This window comes from Rhodopseudomonas boonkerdii (assembly GCF_021184025.1).
Lineage (GTDB): Bacteria > Pseudomonadota > Alphaproteobacteria > Rhizobiales > Xanthobacteraceae > Tardiphaga > Tardiphaga boonkerdii.
Genome location: NZ_CP036537.1, coordinates 701,268 through 721,656 on the forward strand (window position 1 = coordinate 701,268; position 20,389 = coordinate 721,656).

The 20,389-nt window shown below is 61.5% G+C and carries 19 protein-coding genes, 1 tRNA gene and 1 riboswitch; of the genes, 10 read left to right on the plus strand and 10 right to left on the minus strand.

The window, feature by feature from the left end; all coding sequences use genetic code 11:
- Positions 1-31 precede the first annotated feature (31 nt).
- Positions 32-1,483 carry an aldehyde dehydrogenase gene (locus E0H22_RS03260; RefSeq protein ID WP_233024315.1) on the plus strand — a complete coding sequence of 484 codons (1,452 nt, stop codon included), beginning with the start codon at positions 32-34 and terminating at the stop codon, positions 1,481-1,483.
- Between the two features lie 16 nt (positions 1,484-1,499).
- On the opposite strand, the gene E0H22_RS03265 is transcribed toward E0H22_RS03260, so the two are convergent.
- Positions 1,500-1,573 (minus strand) — tRNA-Gly (locus tag E0H22_RS03265).
- A 182-nt stretch (positions 1,574-1,755) separates the two neighbouring features.
- Here E0H22_RS03265 and E0H22_RS03270 point away from each other — a divergent pair.
- Positions 1,756-2,334, plus strand: a complete 579-nt coding sequence (locus E0H22_RS03270; RefSeq protein WP_233024316.1) for a methylated-DNA--[protein]-cysteine S-methyltransferase — start codon at positions 1,756-1,758, stop codon at positions 2,332-2,334.
- On the opposite strand, the gene E0H22_RS03275 is transcribed toward E0H22_RS03270, so the two are convergent.
- A complete protein-coding gene (locus E0H22_RS03275; protein ID WP_233024317.1) occupies positions 2,335-3,780 on the minus strand; it encodes an MATE family efflux transporter in 1,446 nt (481 codons plus the stop codon).
- A 123-nt stretch (positions 3,781-3,903) separates the two neighbouring features.
- Complete coding sequence (locus E0H22_RS03280; RefSeq protein ID WP_233024318.1) at positions 3,904-4,947, minus strand: hypothetical protein; 1,044 nt, start codon at positions 4,945-4,947, stop codon at positions 3,904-3,906.
- A gap of 128 nt (positions 4,948-5,075) precedes the next feature.
- On the opposite strand from E0H22_RS03280, the gene E0H22_RS03285 reads away from it, so the two are divergent.
- Positions 5,076-6,410, plus strand: coding sequence for a PQQ-dependent sugar dehydrogenase (locus E0H22_RS03285; RefSeq protein WP_233024319.1), 1,335 nt, complete (start codon positions 5,076-5,078; stop codon positions 6,408-6,410).
- Positions 6,411-6,468: 58 nt separating this feature from the next.
- On the opposite strand, the gene garD is transcribed toward E0H22_RS03285, so the two are convergent.
- Complete coding sequence (gene garD / locus E0H22_RS03290; protein WP_233024320.1) at positions 6,469-8,025, minus strand: galactarate dehydratase; 1,557 nt, start codon at positions 8,023-8,025, stop codon at positions 6,469-6,471.
- Positions 8,026-8,304: 279 nt separating this feature from the next.
- Between garD and E0H22_RS03295 the strand changes: the two genes are divergently transcribed.
- Entirely contained in the window at positions 8,305-8,964 is a 660-nt protein-coding gene (locus E0H22_RS03295) for an outer membrane protein (protein WP_233024321.1), read from the plus strand.
- 110 nt (positions 8,965-9,074) lie between these two features.
- On the opposite strand, the gene E0H22_RS03300 is transcribed toward E0H22_RS03295, so the two are convergent.
- On the minus strand, positions 9,075-10,181 hold the full coding sequence (locus E0H22_RS03300) for a 2'-deoxycytidine 5'-triphosphate deaminase (protein WP_233024322.1): 1,107 nt from the start codon (positions 10,179-10,181) through the stop codon (positions 9,075-9,077).
- A gap of 106 nt (positions 10,182-10,287) precedes the next feature.
- Positions 10,288-10,367: riboswitch (SAM riboswitch) on the plus strand.
- Positions 10,368-10,450: 83 nt separating this feature from the next.
- On the opposite strand from E0H22_RS03300, the gene E0H22_RS03305 reads away from it, so the two are divergent.
- Positions 10,451-11,632 carry an O-succinylhomoserine sulfhydrylase gene (locus tag E0H22_RS03305; RefSeq protein WP_233024323.1) on the plus strand — a complete coding sequence of 394 codons (1,182 nt, stop codon included), beginning with the start codon at positions 10,451-10,453 and terminating at the stop codon, positions 11,630-11,632.
- A 140-nt stretch (positions 11,633-11,772) separates the two neighbouring features.
- Here E0H22_RS03305 and E0H22_RS03310 read toward each other — a convergent pair whose 3' ends face one another.
- Genes E0H22_RS03310 through E0H22_RS03320 form a run of 3 tightly spaced genes read right to left on the minus strand, consistent with a single transcriptional unit; the run spans position 11,773 to position 14,725 of the window.
- Positions 11,773-12,693 carry an SGNH/GDSL hydrolase family protein gene (locus tag E0H22_RS03310; protein WP_233024324.1) on the minus strand — a complete coding sequence of 307 codons (921 nt, stop codon included), beginning with the start codon at positions 12,691-12,693 and terminating at the stop codon, positions 11,773-11,775.
- Positions 12,693-13,466: an SGNH/GDSL hydrolase family protein gene (locus E0H22_RS03315; RefSeq protein WP_430715208.1), complete on the minus strand. Its 774-nt coding sequence runs from the start codon at positions 13,464-13,466 to the stop codon at positions 12,693-12,695. The genes E0H22_RS03310 and E0H22_RS03315 overlap by 1 nt, the downstream gene beginning before the upstream one ends.
- Positions 13,463-14,725: an OpgC domain-containing protein gene (locus tag E0H22_RS03320; protein ID WP_233024325.1), complete on the minus strand. Its 1,263-nt coding sequence runs from the start codon at positions 14,723-14,725 to the stop codon at positions 13,463-13,465. Before E0H22_RS03320 ends, E0H22_RS03315 begins: the two co-directional genes overlap by 4 nt.
- Positions 14,726-14,953: 228 nt before the next feature.
- Here E0H22_RS03320 and apaG point away from each other — a divergent pair, with 228 nt between their 5' ends.
- Entirely contained in the window at positions 14,954-15,346 is a 393-nt protein-coding gene (apaG, locus tag E0H22_RS03325; protein ID WP_233024326.1) for a Co2+/Mg2+ efflux protein ApaG, read from the plus strand.
- Between the two features lie 131 nt (positions 15,347-15,477).
- Here apaG and E0H22_RS03330 read toward each other — a convergent pair whose 3' ends face one another.
- Complete coding sequence (locus E0H22_RS03330) at positions 15,478-16,476, minus strand: Hsp33 family molecular chaperone (protein WP_233024327.1); 999 nt, start codon at positions 16,474-16,476, stop codon at positions 15,478-15,480.
- A gap of 127 nt (positions 16,477-16,603) precedes the next feature.
- Positions 16,604-17,218, minus strand: a complete 615-nt coding sequence (gene gstA / locus E0H22_RS03335) for a glutathione transferase GstA (RefSeq protein WP_233024328.1) — start codon at positions 17,216-17,218, stop codon at positions 16,604-16,606.
- A gap of 123 nt (positions 17,219-17,341) precedes the next feature.
- Between gstA and E0H22_RS03340 the strand changes: the two genes are divergently transcribed.
- The 4 genes from E0H22_RS03340 to E0H22_RS03355 all read left to right on the plus strand — a co-directional run bounded on the left by E0H22_RS03340 (position 17,342) and on the right by E0H22_RS03355 (position 20,383).
- Positions 17,342-17,839 (plus strand): MarR family winged helix-turn-helix transcriptional regulator, encoded by a 498-nt coding sequence (locus E0H22_RS03340; protein ID WP_233026115.1) that lies wholly within the window; start codon positions 17,342-17,344, stop codon positions 17,837-17,839.
- A 96-nt stretch (positions 17,840-17,935) separates the two neighbouring features.
- On the plus strand, positions 17,936-19,306 hold the full coding sequence (locus E0H22_RS03345) for a glutamate--cysteine ligase (protein WP_233024329.1): 1,371 nt from the start codon (positions 17,936-17,938) through the stop codon (positions 19,304-19,306).
- Between the two features lie 121 nt (positions 19,307-19,427).
- Entirely contained in the window at positions 19,428-19,988 is a 561-nt protein-coding gene (locus E0H22_RS03350) for a PAN domain-containing protein (protein WP_430715209.1), read from the plus strand.
- 35 nt (positions 19,989-20,023) lie between these two features.
- The gene (locus tag E0H22_RS03355) at positions 20,024-20,383 is read left to right on the plus strand and encodes a DUF6152 family protein (protein WP_233024330.1); all 360 of its coding nucleotides are present in this window, start codon (positions 20,024-20,026) and stop codon (positions 20,381-20,383) included.
- Positions 20,384-20,389: the final 6 nt, after the last annotated feature.

The following is a 20,389-nucleotide window of genomic DNA, read 5'->3' on the forward strand; positions in this document are numbered from 1 at the left end:
ATCCATTCGCCAAGCAACAGAGGACATGACCATGAACATCATCAACCTCCTGATCGAGAACGAAGACGTGCAAGCGACAGGCGGCGCGACCTTCGACCGCCTCAATCCGATCACCGGTGCCGTCGCCTCGCGTGCAGCTGCCGCAACGATCGCAGATGCCAAGCGCGCCGCGGATGCGGCTGCGGCGGCTTTCCCCGCTTGGTCGGCGACCGGCCCGGCAATGCGCCGTGCCATCCTGCTGAAGGCCGCCGACACCCTGGCGAGCCGGGCGTCCGAATTCATCGCGCTGATGGCCGCCGAAACAGGGGCAACGGCCGCATGGGCCGGCTTCAACGTGCATCTCGCCACGGGCATGTTGCGCGAAGCGGCGGCGATGACGACGCAGATCTCGGGCGAGGTGATTCCGTCGGACAAGCCCGGCTGTATTTCGATGGCGGTCCGCCAGCCGGCCGGTGTTGTGCTCAGCATCGCCCCCTGGAATGCACCGGTCATTCTTGGCGCACGCGCGGTTGCCCTGCCGCTCGCCTGCGGGAACCCCGTCATCTTGAAGGCCTCGGAAATCTGCCCAGGGACGCATCGCTTGATCGCCGAATGTCTCCGCGAGGCGGGCTTGCCGCCTGGCGTGATGAATGTGATCACCAATGCACCGGAAGATGCGCCGGCGCTGATCGAGGCGTTGGTCGCACATCCTGCCGTGCGCCGGATCAATTTCACGGGGTCGACGCGCGTCGGTCGGCTCATTGCGCAGACGGCGGCGACACATCTCAAGCCCGTGCTGCTCGAACTCGGCGGCAAGGCGCCGCTGGTCGTGCTGGAGGATGCCGATCTTGATGCGGCCGTCGCCGCTTCGGCATTCGGCGCGTTCATGAATCAGGGGCAGATCTGCATGTCCACCGAACGTCTCGTCGTCGATCGCAAGGTCGCCGAGCCGTTTGTTGCCAAGCTTGCTGTCAAAGCCGAGCAGCTCGTGGCCGGCGATCCGCGCCGGGGCAATGCGCCGCTGGGCTCGTTGATCGACGCCAGCGCTGCCGACCGCATGCAGGCGCTGATCAAGGATGCCGTGAGCAAGGGCGCGCGGGTTGTTGCTGGCGGGCGCGTGGAGGGCACTTTGATGTCCGCGACGGTGCTCGACCACGTCACGTCGTCGATGCGGATCTATGGCGAGGAATCGTTCGGTCCGATTGTCACCGTGGTCCGGGTGGACGGTGTCGATGAAGCCGTAAGGGTGGCCAACGATACCGAATATGGGTTGTCGGCCGCTGTGTTCGGACGCGACATCGCCGGCGCGCTGGCTGTGGCGAAGCGGATCGAATCCGGCATCTGTCACGTCAACGGCGCCACGGTGCACGACGAGGCGCAGATGCCATTCGGTGGCACCAAGTCGTCGGGTTATGGCCGCTTCGGCGGTAAAGCGGGGATCGCTGAGTTCACGGAACTGCGCTGGATCACCATCGAGACCGGTCCGCAGGCGTATCCGATTTGAGGCAATCGGGAGGAACTGGAGCGGGCGAAGGGAATCGAACCCTCGTATGCAGCTTGGGAAGCTGCCGTTCTACCATTGAACTACGCCCGCACGTCCTTTGATCTAGCCGAGACCGGGCGATCCGCCAAGCGCTCTCTGAGGCGCCATGCCTGGTCTCGTGCCTTGCCTGGTGGAAGTCAGGGCGATGTCCGGTCGTGACAAAGAGGAGAGCAGGAGTAGCTCCGCAATTTCCGGTTGGCGATTGCCATTTGCCTGCTAACATCCCGCCCAGGATGGCAGGGCTGGGATACACGACTTTCGATACGTCGGTAGGCCGGTGCGGTATCGCATGGAGCCAGGCCGGGATCGTCGGCGTCCGGTTGCCGGAGGTACGGGAGCTGGAGACGTGCCGGCGCCTGTTGCAGCAATATCCCGATGCGCGCGAATGGCGACCGCCGACCGATGTGCAATATGCCATTGAGGGCATCGTGGCGCTGCTCAATGGCAAAACCGTCGATCTCTCCGACATCGTGCTCGACACATTTGACATCCCGGAATTCAATTGCCGGGTCTATGATGCAATCCGACGGATCCCTCGCGGCGAAACGCGCACCTATGCGGAGATAGCGATCCACCTTTACGTGAGCGGTGCGATCAATGCTGTGTCCAATGCCGTCGCGCGCAATCCGTTTGCGATCATTGTGCCTTGCCATCGCGCGCTGGCGGCGCCGGGGCAGACCTCAGGCTTCGCGGGCAATGCGGGGATCGTCACCAGATCCCGGCTGTTGTCGATAGAGGGTGCGTTGTCGGGACGGGGCACCAATCTGTTCGACGCGTTGCTCTCGGGTTCTCCACCGTCGCATGAAGCGTGATCACAACAGCACAGGCCGAACCTCGGGCACCGGCCCGGATTTCGGCCCCCAGCGCGTCAGCATCACGCTGAGCACGGAGAGCAGGCCGAGCAGCACCATGGACGCGGCGGCGAGCCAGAAGAAGCTGGTGGCCGCGGCATCGATGGACAGCAAGTACCAGCCCCCGGTGCAGACGAAACCGAGCCGCGCCGTCTGCGCCAGCACGGGGCCGAGCACTTTCGCGGCGCCCTGCGATGAGAAGTAACTCACCGTGGCGAGGCCGAGAAAGGCGTACATGGGGGCACAGGTGGCGAGATAGGTCCGGCTCGCCTCGCGCACCCCGGGGTCACTGGTGAACAGATTGACCCACACATGCGGAAAGATCGCGATCAGCGTGCCGAGCAGGCCGACGACCACGAAAGCCAAGGCGCAGCCGGTCCAGGCAATGCGCCGCGCACGGTCGATGCGGCCAGCGCCGATCGCCATGCCGACGGCGGGCACCGAGGCGATGCCCACTGCAAAAGCGAGCGTCGTCAGCATGAACTCAAGCCTTGCGCCGATGCCGTAGCCCGCCAGTACCTCGGTGCCGTAATGCGCCAGCATATGCGTGAATATCAGAAGGGTCAGCACGCCTTGCAGGGGATTGAAACATGCGATGGCGCCGACCTTGAGGATGTCGAGAAACATGTCGCGCCGAATCCGAAAGCCTTTCAGCATGGGCCGCACCCGCGCGCGGCCGGAGAAGACATACCAGGCCATGACGCCGGTGCCGACGGAGAATGCGGTGAGCGTTCCCGCTGCCACGCCGGCCATGCCGAATTGTGGAATCGGGCCCAGGCCGAGGCCGAGCGTGCCGCCAAGCACGATTTGCAGTCCTGCCGATGTGGTCTGCATGGCGGAGGGCACTTTCATATTGCCGGTGCCGCGCAGGATGGCCGCAAAGGTGTTCATCAGCCACGGAATGACGCCGCCGGCAAAGAAAATGGTGATGTAGGCGAGGGCCTGATTCAACACATTGCCCCGGCCGCCGAGCAGTTGCAGCAGTGCGGAGCCAAAGCTCAGCATCGCGACGGTGAAAGTGAGGCCGAAGCAGATGGCGATCAGCAATGCGTGGCCCGCCAGCGTATCGGCACGTTCCCGGTCGCCGGCGCCGAGGGCGCGTGCGATGGCCGAGGACACGCCGCCGCCCATGGCGCCGCCGGACATGGTCATGGTCAGCATTACAAAGGGAAATACCAGCGCCATCGCTGCCAGCGCCTCGGTGCCAAGGCGGCCGATATAGGTGGTCTCGAAGATGACGACGATCGTGCCGGCCGAGAGCGCGACGACATTCGGCCAGGCGAGGCGCAGCAGTGTTGGGAGGATCGCGTGATCGAGCAGCGGGTTCCGGGCGGGAGCAGTCAGTTCGGGGAGCGGTTGTTTCTCGCCATCGACCAGCGGGCGTTCGGCAAGCGCGATCTCGGACATGCAGTCTCCCTGACCGCCCGGTCTTGGGTGCCGGACATCGTCTTTCCTAGCATCGTTCAACGGCAGCGCCATACGCGCCTGATGCATGGGCGCTGCTCGAATTGCACTGCAGTATGAGAATGCTCAGCCGATGGTCCAGATGAACGGTGGCGCACCGTTTCGCTCTGCCGTCATGGCGATGGGAATGTTGCGCCCGCAGCCGGCGGCGAGGCCTTCAACAAGGCCGAGCAGAATGTCCGCGCAGGCGGAGTGCGCATCGGCAACACCACTCATGAGCTTCCAGGTGGTCTGCCGGATGACGACGGTCCCAGCGTATTTCTCGACCGTGAACTCGTCGTCCTGAGCGGCAAGCAGTGCGGTGAAGAAGTCCGCGAATGTCGTGGCATCCCCCCGCGTCATGCCGAAGCTTGCCGCGACTTCGTCGTAATACTGCATGCCGATCAACTTGCCGGTGAGGCGCAACAGATAGCCGGCGTCGGCGGGGCCGAACAACTGCACCGCAACGGGCGCAGCGGTGCGCACATATTCCATGGCGTAGTTGCGATAAGCTTTTTCGAGACGTGGCCTCGGCCAGCTGTCTATCGGCAGTGCAGGTGCCCTGGCCGGATCGAAGGGCGGCGCTTCCAGATGCCTGGCGAAGACAAGGCGCTCATCGATGTCGAGATCCCGGTCGTATTCGCAGTAGTAACCCTCCAATCCGTCCTGTCCGTCGACACTTTGTTTGGTGCAGACGAAGCCGAGCTTGAGATTGCCGAGCGCGACGCCATTGTTGGCGTGCCAGCCGCGCAGCATCGCGCGCGAGACTTCGCCGGGAATCCCGCAGATGGCGGTGCCGCGCCAGATCCAGCGCGGCGGCGGGTAGCGAATCCAGGCCTTGCGGTCGCTCTCATACATGTATTCGACCGAGACGCCGCCGATCCAGTTGGAAAGATAGTGATACTGCGCGGCGGCGACCGCGGGTGGCAGATGCGACAGTCCCAGCTTGTCCAAACCAGCGATGAAGCGCTCCCGCTGCTGGCGGCGGAAGATGCGAAACATGAATTCCGCAGCATCGGATGTGCCGCGACGTGCCACCGCTGTGAGGATCAGGCCGGTGAAAGTTGCGTGATAGAGGTCGGCAACGCCGCGCCAACGTTTCCATGTGGCTTCGTCGTTCGTGTCGTTCATCGCTTCCCCCTTTTTAATCGTTGGCGTCACCTTAGCGGCGCATGGCTTAGGGATCACATGAATTTCATGCAGAGAGACCGAACGCTTCTGCATCTCGCGCATTGAGTTCCGTCATCGAAGGAAATTCCATGCGCCAAAAATTCCCGCTCTCAGCCGTCCTTCTCATCGTGACGCTGCCGCTCGCCAGCTGTAATGAGAAATCGACAATCGCTTCGGGCGAGGACTTCGGACCGGCGCCGAAACTGGTCGAACCTAACAAGACATTCCTGCCGACTGTGAATGTCTCCAAAGCAGTGGGCTGGCAAGACGGGGCCAAGCCAAAAGCGGCGGAGGGGATGGTCGTCACCGCCTTCGCCAGTGGCCTCGATCATCCGCGCACGGTTTACACGCTGCCGAATGGCGATGTGCTGGTGGCTGAGAGCAATGCGCCGTCGAAGCCGGATAGCGGCTTCAGTATTCGCGGCTTCGTGATGAACAAGGTGATGGGTTATGCCGGCGCACGCGCGCCCTCGGCCAATCGTATCACGTTGCTGCGTGATGCTGACGGTGACGGCGTGGCAGAGATGAAGGCGCCGTTCCTGGAAGGGTTGAGTTCGCCTTTCGGTATGGTGCTCGTGGGCGATCGCTTTTATGTCGCTAATGCCGATGGGATTGTCGTTTTCCCGTACAACGAAGGTGACACGCGGATCACCGCAGCGGCGACCAAGGTTATGGACCTGCCGGCGGGCCTTAATCACCACTGGACCAAGGATCTCATCGCCAGCGCCGATGGCAGCAAGCTTTATGCGACCGTCGGATCGAACAGCAATATCGGCGAGAACGGCATGGACATCGAAAAAGATCGCGCTGCGATCCTCGAGATCGATCGCGTCAACGGCACGTCGCGGCTGTTCGCATCGGGCTTGCGCAATCCGAATGGCCCTGCGTGGAATCCGCAGAGCGGCGCATTATGGGTGGTCGTCAATGAACGTGACGAGATCGGCAGCGATCTCGTGCCGGATTACATGACCTCGGTGAAGGATGGCGGCTTTTACGGCTGGCCTTACAGCTATTACGGCCAGCACGTGGACGTCCGCGTTCAACCGCAGAAGCCGGAACTCGTCGCGAAGGCAATTGTCCCGGACTATGCGCTCGGCGCGCATACGGCTTCGCTAGGCCTTGCTTTCAACACCAGTGAACTGTTTCCGGAGAACATGAAGAACGGTGCTTTCATCGGTCAGCACGGTTCGTGGAATCGTAGGCCGCAGAGCGGCTATAAGGTGATCTTCGTGCCGTTCACCGACGGCAAGCCATCGGGCAAGCCGCAGGATGTATTGACTGGTTTCCTGAACGAGAAGGGCGAAGCACAGGGGCGGCCGGTCGGTGTGCGGCTCGACAGCAAGGGTGCGCTGCTGGTGGCGGATGACGTCGGCAATATAATCTGGCGCGTCGCGCCGACGGGCGCGAAGGCGGCGGCGTTGTGACTTGCTCGGCCGTAGGGCGGATTACGGCTAAGCCTAATACAACCTGCGGCTCAGTGCTTCACGTCACCGGAGCAGGATTGAACAGCACCAGATCGTTGTGCAGCCCCCATTTATCCGCCCACACCTGTTTGCGGCCGCTGGCCACATCGAGGATCAGCTGGAACAGCTCCCAGCCGGCTTCCTCGATGGTCATTTCGCCTGACGCGATGCGGCCGGCGTCGAAGTCGATCAGGTCCGCCCAACGCTTTGCGAGTTCGGTCCGCGTGGACACCTTGATAACCGGCGCCTGCGCGAGGCCGTATGGTGTGCCGCGGCCGGTGGTGAAGATCTGCATCTGCATGCCTGCGGCGAGTTGCAATGTACCGCAGATGAAATCGCTCGCAGGTGTTGCGGCAAATAGCAGACCCTTCGTGGTCGCGCGTTCGCCGGGCCCGATTACGCCTGATATCGCCGACGATCCGGACTTCACGATGGAGCCGAGTGATTTCTCGACGATGTTTGCGAGGCCGCCTTTTTTATTGCCCGGGGTCGTATTGGCGCTGCGGTCGGCGCCGCCGCGGGCCAGATATGAATCATACCAGTCCATCTCGCGCACCAGCGCGCGACCGACATCCTCGTTCACAGCCCGGCGTGTCAGCAATTCGATGGCGTCGCGCACTTCGGTGACTTCGGAGAACATCACCGTCGCGCCGGCCCGCACCAACAGATCGCTGGCGAAACCGAGCGCGGGATTTGCCGTGACGCCGGAAAATGCGTCGCTGCCGCCGCATTGCAGACCGATCACCAATTCTGATGCCGGCACGGTTTCGCGCTTGCGATTGTTCAGCACCTTCAGGCGCGCATCAGCCATGGTGTAGATGGTGTCCACCATGTCGCCAAAGCTCTGATTGCCTTCGTCCTGCAGGCGCATCATGTTGGCGGAATCATTGGTCGGCAGCAGTCGCTCCGGCGCGAGTTTCTCGCAGCCGAGGCCGACCACCATCACTTCGCCGCCGAAATTCGGATTCTGCGCGATGTTCTGCAGCGTGCGGATCGGGATATAGGCGTCCGGCGCGTTGATGGCGACGCCGCAACCATAGCCATGGGTGACAGCAACGACGTCGTCGACATTTGAGTAGCGCGGCAACAGCTCGGCTTTGATCTTCTTGATCGCGAATTCGAGCGTTCCGGCGACACATTGCACGGACGTGCTGATGGCGAGAATGTTCTTCACGCCGACAGAACCGTCGGGATTGCGGAAGCCTTCGAACGTGTAGCCGGTCAACGGCTCCTGCGCGGCAGGAATTGCGGTGGCGATATCGAGGCGATCGAGTTCAGGCGCATCGGGCATATGGATGCGCGCTTCCTCGACCCAGTCGCCTGCGGCGATCGTGTCGATCGCGTAACCGATGATCTCTCCGTAACGGATGATCGGTTGATCCTTCGCGATCTCGGTGAGTGCGAGCTTGTGGCCTTGTGGAACAAATTTTCTCAGCGTGATCCCATCAGGGAACCGGGTTCCAGCCGGAAGTCCGAAATCATTTACCACGATCGCGACATTGTCATGCGCATTCAATTTGATGGTGCGCGGCGCATATGCGTCAGCTGCCGTCGGGGAGGGCATCGCCTCGTTCATTTCCTCGAATCCTCGTTCGCGGGCATCGTTTTTGCGGCTACAATACAGTAGCACATCGCGACTTCGTGTTGCACAGGTTGAAATTTACCCGGCGTTATGCACGTTTCCTAACACATCGATGTCGCACGCCGTCCGAATGAGGCGAGCATGTGTCAGAAGCGCGACGCGAAAGAAAAACTCGCCACACTCGTTTGAGGCGTTGTTGCACGGCTGTGACAGCATTCGTCGCGTAATCGTCTAGGTTCGGCTCAATCCAGTTTGGGATTGAGAGGAATATCTATGAAGAAGTATCTGCTTTCGACCGCAGCCGTTGCCATGGTCGCGCTGGCTGCTCCGGCATCGGCCGCCGATCTGGCAGCTCGTCCGTACACCAAGGCTCCGGCCTATCAGGCTCCGGCTACGCCGATCTACAACTGGACCGGTTTCTACATCGGTGGTCACATCGGCGGTGGCTTCCCGGGCGAAGACAACGTGCTCGCTGGCAGCCGTGACGGCACGTTCCTCGGCGGTGTCCAGGGCGGTTACGACCTGCAGTTCGCGCCGAATTGGGTGCTTGGTCTCGAAGCCAGCTACAGCTTCCTTTCGACCAACAGCAACATCGACAATCGTGGCCTCGGTTCGGTGACCGGCCGCCTCGGCTACGCCTGGGGCCCGACCCTGCTGTACGCCAAGGGCGGTTACGCCTGGGCTGACACCCGCTTCTCGAACGGTTTCGGCGGTGACGGTGGTCGCGATGGTTACACCGTCGGTGGCGGTCTCGAATACCTGTTCACTCAGAACTGGTCGGGCAAGATCGAATATCAGTATTACGACTTCGGCACCGTCAACTTCATCGCGCCGGGCGGCTTCGGCAGCTTCAAGAACGACCAGCATTCGATCAAGGCCGGTCTGAACTACCGCTTCAACCTCGGCAATCTGGGCGGCGGTTTCGTTCAGTAAGCTTGCGATAAGCGACGCCGGTTACGACTGGCGTCGCGACTTCTGATGATCGACTTGGACTCCGGAAAACCTGGCCCGCACTTCCATGCGGGCCTTTTTTCATTGGCGGTTCAGACCTTGAAGTGCTTCGACAGTTTCAGGTTCTGGCCCTGATAATTCGAGCCGATGCGCTGGCCGTAGAGTGAGTCCGGCCGATCCAGCATGCGCTCATAGACGAGGCGGCCGACGATCTGGCCGTGCTCGAGAATGAACGGTACTTCGCGCGAACGCACTTCGAGCACCGCGCGCGATCCCTTGCCGCCGGCGCCGTCATGGCCGAAGCCGGGATCGAAGAAGCCGGCGTAATGCACGCGAAATTCGCCGACCAGCGGATCGAACGGCACCATCTCCGCCGCGTAGTCCGGCGGCACCTGCACGGCTTCCTTGGAGGCGAGAATGTAGAACTCGCCGGGATCGAGGATCAGCGTGCGATCCGGGCGCGCATGGATCGGCTCCCAGAAATCCTCCACCGCATAGCCGCCGCGGCGATCCACATCGACCACACCGGTGTGTCGCTTGGCGCGATACCCGACGAAGCCGGAAGCATTCTCGCCGGAGAGATCGACGGAGACCGCGAGGCCGTTGGTCAGATCGGCATCGTCGATATCAACCAGAGGCTCCTGTGCATGCAGGTCTTCCAGCGCCTCGGTGTCGAGCACGGCATCACCGACGCGGAAGCGCACCTGTGACAATCGCGAACCTTCGCGCAGCAGCACCGGGAAGGTCTTGGGGCTGATCTCGGCATAGAGCGGGCCGTGATAGCCCGCGCCGATCACATCGAAGCGGCGCGTGCCATCGGCGATGACGCGGGTGAAGACGTCGAGCCGGCCGGTGGAGCTCTTCGGATTGGCAGATGCGAAGATATGCGGCGGCAGCGCGAGGCTTTCCAGCAGCGGCACGATGTAGACGCAATTTGTCTCAAGCACCGCGCCTTCGGACAGATCGATCTCATGCAGCTTGAGTTCGTCGATACGCTCGGCGACCGTGACCTTCGGCCCCGGCAGGAAGCTGGCACGGACGCGATAGGCAATCGGGCCGAGGCGGAGATCGAGGCTGGCGGGCTGGATCTGGCTTTCGACGAAGTCGTATTCGGGCAGGATCAGCCCGGCCTCAGCCATTGCCTCGATCATGCTGTCGGGCAGGATTCCATCGGCATCGGGGGCGAGGGTGAACGGCACAGTCAGGTCCTTCGGTCGGCTTTCCGGGACAATACCCTGAAAAATCGCAACTTTACCGGCTATCTCAAGCGCGCCTTGACGGAAAGGGCAAGCGGGAATAGGAACACCGTTATCCCGTGGTGATTTGGGCCGGCCGGCTTGCAGCCACGTAAAATAAGTCGCTAAACAGGCCGCGGATCATGCCCTTCCAGCATGTGAACCCGGCTTGTGGACGCCCGTCCAGGCCGGTTTTTTTGTGCCTACCGCTGGTAAGGCACGTTGGAGGTCCTATGTCCGTGAAGTCCTATCGCCCCGAAACCCGCCTCGTTCATTCCAGCGCCCTGCGCTCGCAGTATAACGAGACCTCGGAAGCCCTCTTTCTGACCCAGGGCTTCATCTACGAGACCGCCGAAGCCTGCGAGGCGCGGTTCAAGGGCGAAGATCCCGGCTTTATCTATTCGCGCTTTTCGAATCCGAACACTGCGATGTTCGAGAATCGCATGATCGACCTCGAGGGTGCGGAAGCTGCGCGCGCCACGGCCACCGGCATGGCTGCCGTCACCACCGCCATCCTTGCGCCGCTGCGCCAGGGAGACCATGTGGTCGCCGCGAAGGCGCTGTTTGGATCGTGTCGCTACGTGATCGAGGAACTGCTGCCGCGCTACGGCATCGAATTTACGCTCGTCGACGGTCTCGATCTCGATCAGTGGCAGAAGGCGATGAGGCCGAACACCAAGTCGCTGTTCCTGGAAAGTCCGACCAATCCGACACTGGACGTGCTCGACATCGGCGCCATCGCCGAGATCGCCCATGCTGGCGGCGCACGGCTGATCGTGGACAACGTGTTCGCGACGCCGATCTGGCAGAGCCCGCTTGCGCTCGGTGCCGATGTGGTCGTGTATTCGGCGACGAAGCATATCGACGGGCAGGGGCGCTGCCTCGGCGGCATCATCCTGTCGTCGAAGGATTTCATCGACGAACACATTCACAACTATCTGCGCCAGACCGGCCCGTCGATTTCGCCGTTCAATGCGTGGACGCTGGTGAAGGGACTGGAGACGCTGGGGATCCGCGTCGAGCGGCAGACGCAAACCGCGGCGGCGATCGCCGACGTGCTGGCTCAACACCCGAAAGTGTCGCGGCTGATCTATCCGGGCCGCGAGGATCATCCGCAGGCGGCGACCGTCAAGAAGCAGATGCGCGCGGGCTCGACGTTGATCGGCTTCGAGGTGAAAGGTGGCAAGGAAGCTGCGTTCCGCGTGCTCAATGCGCTGAAGGTTGCGCGCATCTCGAACAATCTCGGCGATGCGAAGAGCCTCGTGACGCATCCGGCGACCACAACGCATCAGCGCCTGCCGCTGGAGGCGCGGCTGGAGCTCGGGATCACGGAAGGCTTCATCCGTTTCTCGGCGGGTCTCGAGCATCGTGACGATCTGATCGAGGATTTCGACGCAGCGCTGGCGAAGGCGTAATTCTCGCTGTCATTGCGAGGAGCGAAGCGACGAAGCAATCCGGTTTTTAGGTGATCGAAGAAAGACTGGATGGCTGCGCCCAAACGAACTGGCTTTGCCAATTCGTCAGGGCTCGCAATGGTGGCTGATAAATTCTGCCTTTACAGCGGCCGTTGGGCCTGCTGCTGCGGCGGCTCGTTGGTGCCCATCTGGATGGTGCCGACCGACTTGATGATGTTGTCGCCAAGCAATTGCGCGAAGCAGGCGTAGCCCCAATCGTTCATGTGCAGGCCGTCGGCGATGACGAAGGAGTCAAAGGCCATCCGCTGGCCTTCGTGCCATTCCTTCATCACTTCAAAGCGCGGGAAAATGCCGACCTTGCGCAGTTCGGCTACCTTGTGCATCAGCGACAGCATCTTGCTGGTGCCTTCCGGCTTGGACGTTGTGGCCGGCGAATATTGCGGATCGATCAGCACCACGTCGGAGCCCGCGGCCTGAATGCGGCCGACGCCATCCTCGATCATCTTGCCGGTCTCGGCTGGATCGAGATTGCGGAGCACCGCATTGGTGCCGACCTGCCAGATCACCAGATCTGGCTTCACGTCGATCACCTGAGTCTGCAGCCGCTTCATCATTTCCGGTGCGTCCTCGCCGCCGACGCCGCGATTGAGCACGGTGATGTTCGCGCCGGGATAGGCGCGGTGCAGCTGCGCCGCAAGGCGATTGGGATAGGTGAATTCCGGTGCGGACGAACCCCAGCCCTGGGTTGAGGACGAGCCGAATGCGATGATGGTGACGGGCTGATGCGCCGCGAGCTTGCCGGCCACGTGTGGCAGTGCACCAAGTGCCTTCATCCCGCCTTTTGGCTGGCGGCATGGCACGCGGCTGAGAATGTCCGTCGCGGTCTTGGCGACGTCTTTCACCTTGTCGATTGTCTTGCCGGCAACGCTTCTCGAGTCGTCGGTCTGCCCCTGCGCGGCGCCCTGAGACCCTTCGGCATGCGCCATGGAAGTAAATGCGGGAATCGTGACGGCAAGAGCTGCGACGACAACAAGGCGGGACAAGGTACCTTCGAAACTCATTAACGCTGAATCCTCAAATCCTCTGTCTTGATATGCGCCGTTTCGATCACGAAAGCGGATAGCGCGCGGCCGAGACAGTCGTGCACCCGCTTCGCAAGCTCCATGCCAGGTGCGGGGTTGAACAGGTCGAAATCGCCATTCTCATTCCACTGGCGCATGATGGCGAAACGATCGAACAGCGGAATGTCGTGCTGCTGAGCCACCACACGCATATTATCTAGGTAGGCCGAGCCCGAAATCATGGACTCGGTGCGTGGACTGTACTGCAGGTTCATTAAAATGACGTCAGTTCCGGCCTTTTGCATGACACTAACGCCGTCTTCCAATGCATTGCGGAAGTCGTCGCCATCCACCTGGCGCATGGCATCGACGGTTCCGGTCTGCCAGATGACGAGATCCGGCTTCTTGTCCTCCACCAGTTTTCCGAGGACGGGGGCCATTTCTTCGGCGGTTTTTTTCACCTGTAGTTCCAGATTCACATTGACGGTGACGCCCGGAAGCTTTTCGGCGAGATAGGCTTGCAGCCGGTTGGGAAACGCCGCTGACTGGTCGGACAGCCCGATGACAGCAGAGCGGCTGCCAATCACCAGAATGTCGAGTTTGCCGCCTGGTTTTGTGGCCGCCTTTACTTTCGGCAGCGAGCTTTCGCTGGTGAGAAGATAGGCAGGGACAGCACAGGCCTGCTTGGCCGGCTCGGCCTGCGCCGGACCTGCCATGAGCAGGGCCAGTAGCAGCGTGTGTCGCCATGGCGCCCGGTGCAGCAAGGTCATCATGCTCCCCCTCCCGCGAGGTCGGCATCGGTCGCGTCCCGGGATGGCTTCCTGGCGCGCGTGCCGCCCTTCGCGGTGACGCGCTTGTACCATGAAAACACCCAGGCGGCGGCGGACATGATGACGATCCCGACCAGGCTGACCAGACCGTGCATGATTGCACCGCCTGCGATCTCGCCCAGGAAAAACTGACCTGCAAAAGCCAGAAACACGCCTATGCAGAAAATCTCAAGCGAATGCTGGCCACAAAGCACCATCGGTCGCAGCCAGATCGACTTCAAGGCCGGCCAATCCTTCGGCAGGAATCGGACGGTGAGTGCCGCCAGCGCCAGGAAGTGGGCAAAACGGAGCACATCCAGATCCGGCTTGTTGATCGGATACATCCACTGTTCAAGCAGCTTGGGCAGCAGATGATGGATCTGCGGGATGTGCCAGGTCAGCGTCACCCAGAACGCCCCCAATAGATAGGCGACGCATGTCCAGAGTGTAATGGGTGAATTCAGGATACGCGTCATCCTGACGGCGCCGCCCAGCGCGCACCATGCCCCGAACACGAACAGCAGCTGCCACGCGAATGGATTGAACGCCCATGCGCCGTTCGGATAGGCAGTGAGATGCAGGTCGAATTCCCATGTCAACACATAGAGCAGTACCGACAGGCCAAGCGTGAGATCGGCATGTCGGCGCATCAGCCACAGGATCAGCGGCAGGAACAGCATCAGAACGATATAGAGCGGCAGCACATCCATATTGACCGGGCGAAAACGCAGCAGCAGCGCCTGGACGATGGTGACATCGGGTTCCTTGAGAAAGTCGAGGATGCCCATTTCTTCCGTGTAGAGAGGATTCTGGAAGCGCGTGGCAACGTAGGAGATTTCCGCAAGGAAGATCGTGAACAGGAAGACGTGCGCCACATAGATTTGCCAGACGCGCTTGAGGATGCGCGCGCTGGCGATCACCGTGCCCTGCTCCTGCATCGTGCGGCCGTACACGAAAGCAGCGGTATAGCCGGAAATGAAAATGAAGATCTCGGTGGCGTCGCTGAAGCCGTAATTGCGGATGGTCAGCCAGGTGAGCAGGTTTTGCGGCAGGTGATCGATGAAGATCAGCCACAATGCGAGGCCGCGAAACAGATCGAGACGCAGTTCGCGCTCGTTCACAGCTGTCACGATCGGCGGCGCCTCCGCAGTAGCTACGCGGGACGATGCCGTGGACGTATCGGTATGTGCAGGTCCGGCGATCGGATCGGCAACAGAGGTCATTCAACACCGCATAAAATGGATCGATTGAGAAGAAAGACCCGCTTCGCAGGGGGGCTGCAAGTCAATTCATGGCGAGACGATTTCGTGAGGCGATCCGCCGCGGACGGGACGGCGATAGGTACCAATTGTGGTCAAACGGGAACGGCAATTTTGCGTGGCATCGGTATTTGGCCGCTTCGTCGTTTTTCGTTATGTTGCCGGTCCAGCCTCACGCAGCGATGATGCCCCATGTACCGCGCCGTCACCCGTCATATCGAAGTTACCGTCGAACCGAATTTCATGCCGGATCGTTCGTCCGCCGAAAAGCAGCAGTTCTTCTGGTCCTATACGATCGTCATCACCAATGCAGGCAAGGAAACCGTGCAGCTGAAGACGCGGCGCTGGATCATTACCGACGCGTCGGGTCGCATGCAGGAAGTGCGTGGTGAAGGGGTGGTCGGGGAGCAGCCGGTGCTCGGGCCGGGCGAACGGTTCGAATACACCTCGGGTGTGCCGCTGCCGACGTCGTCGGGCTTCATGGAAGGCACCTATCAGATGGTGACCGATCAGGGCGAACCGTTTGAAATCGACGTGCCGTTGTTTTCGCTGGATGGGCCGGAAAGCAAGCGGGTGCTGAACTAGGTCCCGGTCATTCCGAGGCGCTCGCGAAGCGAGCGGACCCGGAATCTGAATGTGAGAGCCTCAGACGCTTGCAAAGCCGTATCGAGGTTCCGGATTCGCGCGTACTGCGCGCTCCGGAACGACGGGTGGAGCTATTCGACGCCAGCTTCCGCCGGCGTGAATTCATAGACCGATGAACAGAACTCGCAGGTCACGACGACCTTGTTGTTCTCCACCATGTCCTCGCGGTCCTTCTGATCGAAGCGCTTCAGCATGCCGGACACCGCTTCACGCGAGCACGAGCACTGCGCGCGCAGCGGCGTCGGCGCAAAGACGCGTACGCCGCGTTCGTGAAAGAGGCGGAACAACAGCCGCTCGCCGGATAGATCGGGATCGATCAGCTCAACATCCTCGACAGTGGAGATCAGCGACTGGCCTTCGACCCACGCGTCATCTTCGGGCACCGCATGGATTTCGGCACCATCCGGAACATCGCCGGCATCGAGATCGCGTTGAGCGCGATCGGATGCCTTGGGAAGGAATTGCAGCAGCATGCCGCCGCCGCGCCAGCCATGGGTCGGGCCGCCATCGCCGCCGCGCCACTCCTCGCCGACGGCAAGGCGCACCTTGGTCGGAATCTGTTCGGAGCGCAGGAAATATTCGTGTGCGGCGTCTTCCAGCGTCCCGCCATCGAGCGCGACGAGGCCCTGGTAACGGCTCATGTCGGGACCTTGATCGACGGTCATCGCCAGATGCCCCTTACCCAGCAGTTCTGCGGACGACAATCCATCTTTCAGGCGCTCGACATCGAAGCGCGCGTAAGCGCGCATGCGGTCCGGTGCGCGAAAATCGACGATCATCAGCGATACCGGACCGTCGGTCTGGGTTTGCAAAATGAAGCGGCCGTCGAATTTCAGCGCCGAGCCGAGCAACGTGGTCAGCACGACGGCCTCGCCGAGCAGCTTTGCCACTGGCGTCGGATAATCGTGCTTGGACAGGAGTTCATCAAGGGCAGGTCCGAGCCGGGTCAGTCGCCCACGCAGATCGAGCGTCGCGACGTCGAACGGCAGCACCGCATCGTCCACCGGAATGGATGATGGCGCGCGCATCGGAGTGTCGGGCTGGAGACTGTAATCGGGGGATGAGGTCATGGGGCCTATGTGGGGGCAAAAGGCGCAAAATGAAAGGGTTTTGGCGGAACCCTGGGGGCGTCAGGTAGCAGAACAAAAAGGGCCGGCTGATTGCCGACCCTTTCAAAAATCGCTTGGCGGAGCCGTTTTACGCGGCCTTCATCAGGCCTTCCTTCGCCAACGCCTCCTGCACCTTCGGGCGCGCGGCGACACGGTCCTTATAGGCCATCAGGTTCTTGAACATGGAGAGATCGAGTTTGTGGGCGTCGGCCCAGCGCAGCATGGTGAAGAGATAGCCATCGGCCACGCTGAAGTTGTTGCCGAGCAGGTAGCCGTTACCGGTCAGCAGGCCGTCGAGATATTTGAACTTGGCGGTCAGGCGGGTACGGAAAAACTCTTTCGTCTCATCGCTGAAGACCGGCTGGAATAGCGGCGAGAAATTCTTGTGCACTTCGCCATTGATGAAGGTGAGAAGCTCCTGCAGCTTGCGGCGCTCATCGCTGCCATGGGCAGGTGCGAGGTTCTTTTCGGCGGCACGGTCGGCGATGTATTGCACGATTACCGGCCCCTCGGTGACAAGCTCGCCGCTGTCGAGGCCCAGCGCCGGGACCTGACCTTTCGGATTGACGGCGAGGAAATCGTCGCCGTTCTCCAGCTTCTTGGCCCGCAGATCGACCTTGACCAGGTCGTAGGGCAGGCCGGCTTCGAGAAGTGCGATATGCGGCGACAGCGAGCAGGCGCCGGGCGAATAATACAGCTTCATCGAAATTTCTCCTTAAGGACGTTGGGGTAACGCCGGGGCGTGACTAAATGCATCGGCATGGAATAGTCAAGATTGATGCAGATGCATCGAGTGGCTAGGATAGGCCGCCATTTGGACTGTATGATGAAACGTAAACCTTCCACCGAGGCCGCCGCCGCCTGGATCCGCCTGATGCGGGTGCAGAGTCGTGTGCTGGACGGCGTCGAGCAGGATCTGAAGCGGGCCGGTTTTCCGCCGCTCGCCTGGTATGATGCCCTGATGGAGCTGTCGCGCTCGCCGAATGGCGAGCTGCGTCCGGTCGAGCTCGAAAAGCAGATGTTGATACCGCAATATTCGACCTCGCGGCTGATCGACCGGCTGGTCGATGAGGGGCTTGCGATCAGGCGCGAATGCAAGATGGACAAGCGGGGGTTGTTCGTAGAGATCACTCCGGCGGGGCGTGAGATGCACAAGAAGATGGGCAGCGCCTATGCGGTGGCCATTGAGAAGCATGTCGGCTCCAAGCTCACCGACGCAGATGCAGCAAAGCTGTGTGGCCTGCTGGACCGGCTCGGTTGCGCATGCCATGACACACCGGCCGTTTCTGCGCCGGTCGCCAAAGACGCCGCTCCGGCGCGATGACGTTTCAAATTCCCTCTGCGTTGGTGTCCCGATCGGGCGGCCGGCGTTCCCGACACTGCGCGCACCATATTGCAGCGCCTTTCGACTGGACTTCTCATGGCGCGTGACCAACTCGATATGACGCCGCTGCAGTCGCGCGACGAACTCGTGGCGTGGCTGGAAGCGGGCGTGAAGCCAGCGTCGGAATTCCGCATCGGTACGGAACATGAGAAGACGCCGTTTACGCTCGATGGCCACAATCCCGTGCCCTATGAAGGCCCGCGCGGCATTGGCGCGCTGCTGGATGGTATGAAGCACCTGCTCGGCTGGGAGCCGATCATGGAGGGAGCGAACATCATCGGCCTCTATGACGTCACCGGTGGTGGCGCCATATCGCTGGAGCCCGGTGGGCAGTTCGAGCTCTCCGGCGCGCCGCTGGAGACCGTGCATCAGACACAGGCCGAGCTGATGGCGCATCTGGCGCAGGTGCGTGAAATCGCGACGCCGCTCGGGATTGGCTTCCTCGGGCTCGGTCTCACGCCGTCATGGTCGCGGGCACAGATCCCGGTGATGCCGAAGGGCCGCTACAAGATCATGACCAGCTACATGCCGAAGGTTGGCAGCTATGGTCTCGACATGATGTACCGGACCTGTACGGTCCAGACCAATCTCGATTTCTCCTCTGAAGCTGACATGGTAAAGAAGCTGCGCGTTTCGTTGGCGCTTCAGCCGGTGGCGACCGCACTGTTCGCCAATTCACCTTTTACCGAAGGCAAGCCGAACGGCTTCCTGTCGTTCCGCTCCGAGATCTGGCGTGACACCGACAACGCCCGTTCCGGCATGCTGCCCTGGACGTTCGAATCCGGCATGGGCTTCGAACGCTGGGTCGACTACGCCCTCGACGTGCCGATGTATTTCGTGAAGCGCGGCGACTGTTACATCGATGTCTCCGGCTCCTCGTTCCGCGCTTTCTTCGAAGGCAAGAACGACAAGATGCCTGGCGAGCGGCCGACGCTGTCGGACTGGGCCAATCATCTCTCCACCATCTTCCCGGAAGTCCGTCTCAAACGTTATCTGGAGATGCGCGGCGCCGACGGCGTGACGTCGGACCGTCTGCCGGCGCTGTCCGCGTTCTGGGTTGGGCTGCTGTACGACGACGCCGCGCTCGACGCGGCATGGGATATCGCCAAGCACTGGACCGCATCCGAACGTCAGGCCTTGCGCGACGACGTGCCGCGCTTTGGCTTCAAGGCGCGGATCAAGGATCGCTATCTGTTCGAAATCGCGAAGGAGTGTCTGGCCATCGCTCATGGTGGCCTGCGTCGCCGCGCGAAGCTCGATGCCAACGGCCGCGACGAAACGCGTCACCTTATGTCGCTTGATCGCATCGTCGACAGCGGCAAAACACCGGCTGAGGAAATGCTCGCCAAGTTCAATGGTGCCTGGGGTGGCTCGGTGACGCCGGTCTACAAGGAATATTGCTTCTAGCTCAAGCGCTTGTGAGTTGGATGGGCGATTTCTGTCAATTCGTTCATCGGGCGTACAGGTGGCAAGCGTTCCAATGCCGGTTCGTCGATCCCGTCTTGCAGCCAGCTGGAAACCCGATTGCATGTTGAGGAGCCGCCTGTTCGGAGCATGTCTGGTCGCGCTTGCCATGCTGGTGCTGGCGGCATCCGCGCCCGTGCAGGCGCAAACCAATTTCGACCGGCCAGGCAACGACTATCAACGCTCGGTGTCGCTGTCAGGCGATCCGGCCGAATGTGCGCTGATCTGCGAGCGCGACAGGAAGTGCCGGGCCTGGAGCTTCAACTATCCCAGTGACAATTCGGAAAATGCCGTGTGCTGGCTCAAGGACAAGGTGCCTCCGCGCATCCAGAGCTATTGCTGTGTCTCAGGCGTACGTGGTGCCGGCGTGATCGAGCCGCGGAGCGGGCCGGTTGAAATCTCGACCGATCGCTATGGCGGCGACTATCGCTCCTTCGAGGTGAAGAACGACGACAAGGCCGAGCGCGGCGATGTCTGCCGCGATGCCTGCGAGGGCGACAACAAATGTCGCGCCTGGACGTTTGCGCGGCCCGGCTATGCCGGCAAGAGTGCACGCTGTTTCCTGAAAAACGACATTAAGCCGCCACGGCGTAAACCGGGTTTCGTCTCGGGCGTTGTCAGGTGAAGCCAAACGACACTCGCCAGCAATGGAGCTGACAGATGACGCGTATTCTTCGCACTGCGATTGGCGGCATGTTCCTGATTGCTCTCACCACGGCTGCAGCCGTCGCCCATCACGGCTGGGGCAGTTACGACGCCGCGAAGCCGGTCACGGTGACCGGCCCCATCGAAAGCCTGAAGTTTGAAAACCCGCATGCCACCGTCGTCATCAAGGGCAGCGACAAGTCCTGGACCGTGACGTTGGCGCCGACCTCCCGCATGACATCGCGAGGCGCTTCGGCTGATGTGGTCGCCGTTGGCAAGACGGCGTCCGCCTATGGCTATCCATCCACGGTCGAGAAGGATGAGATGCGCGCCGAGCGCATCACGGTTGACGGCAAGACCTACGAACTCCGTTAGCGGCGT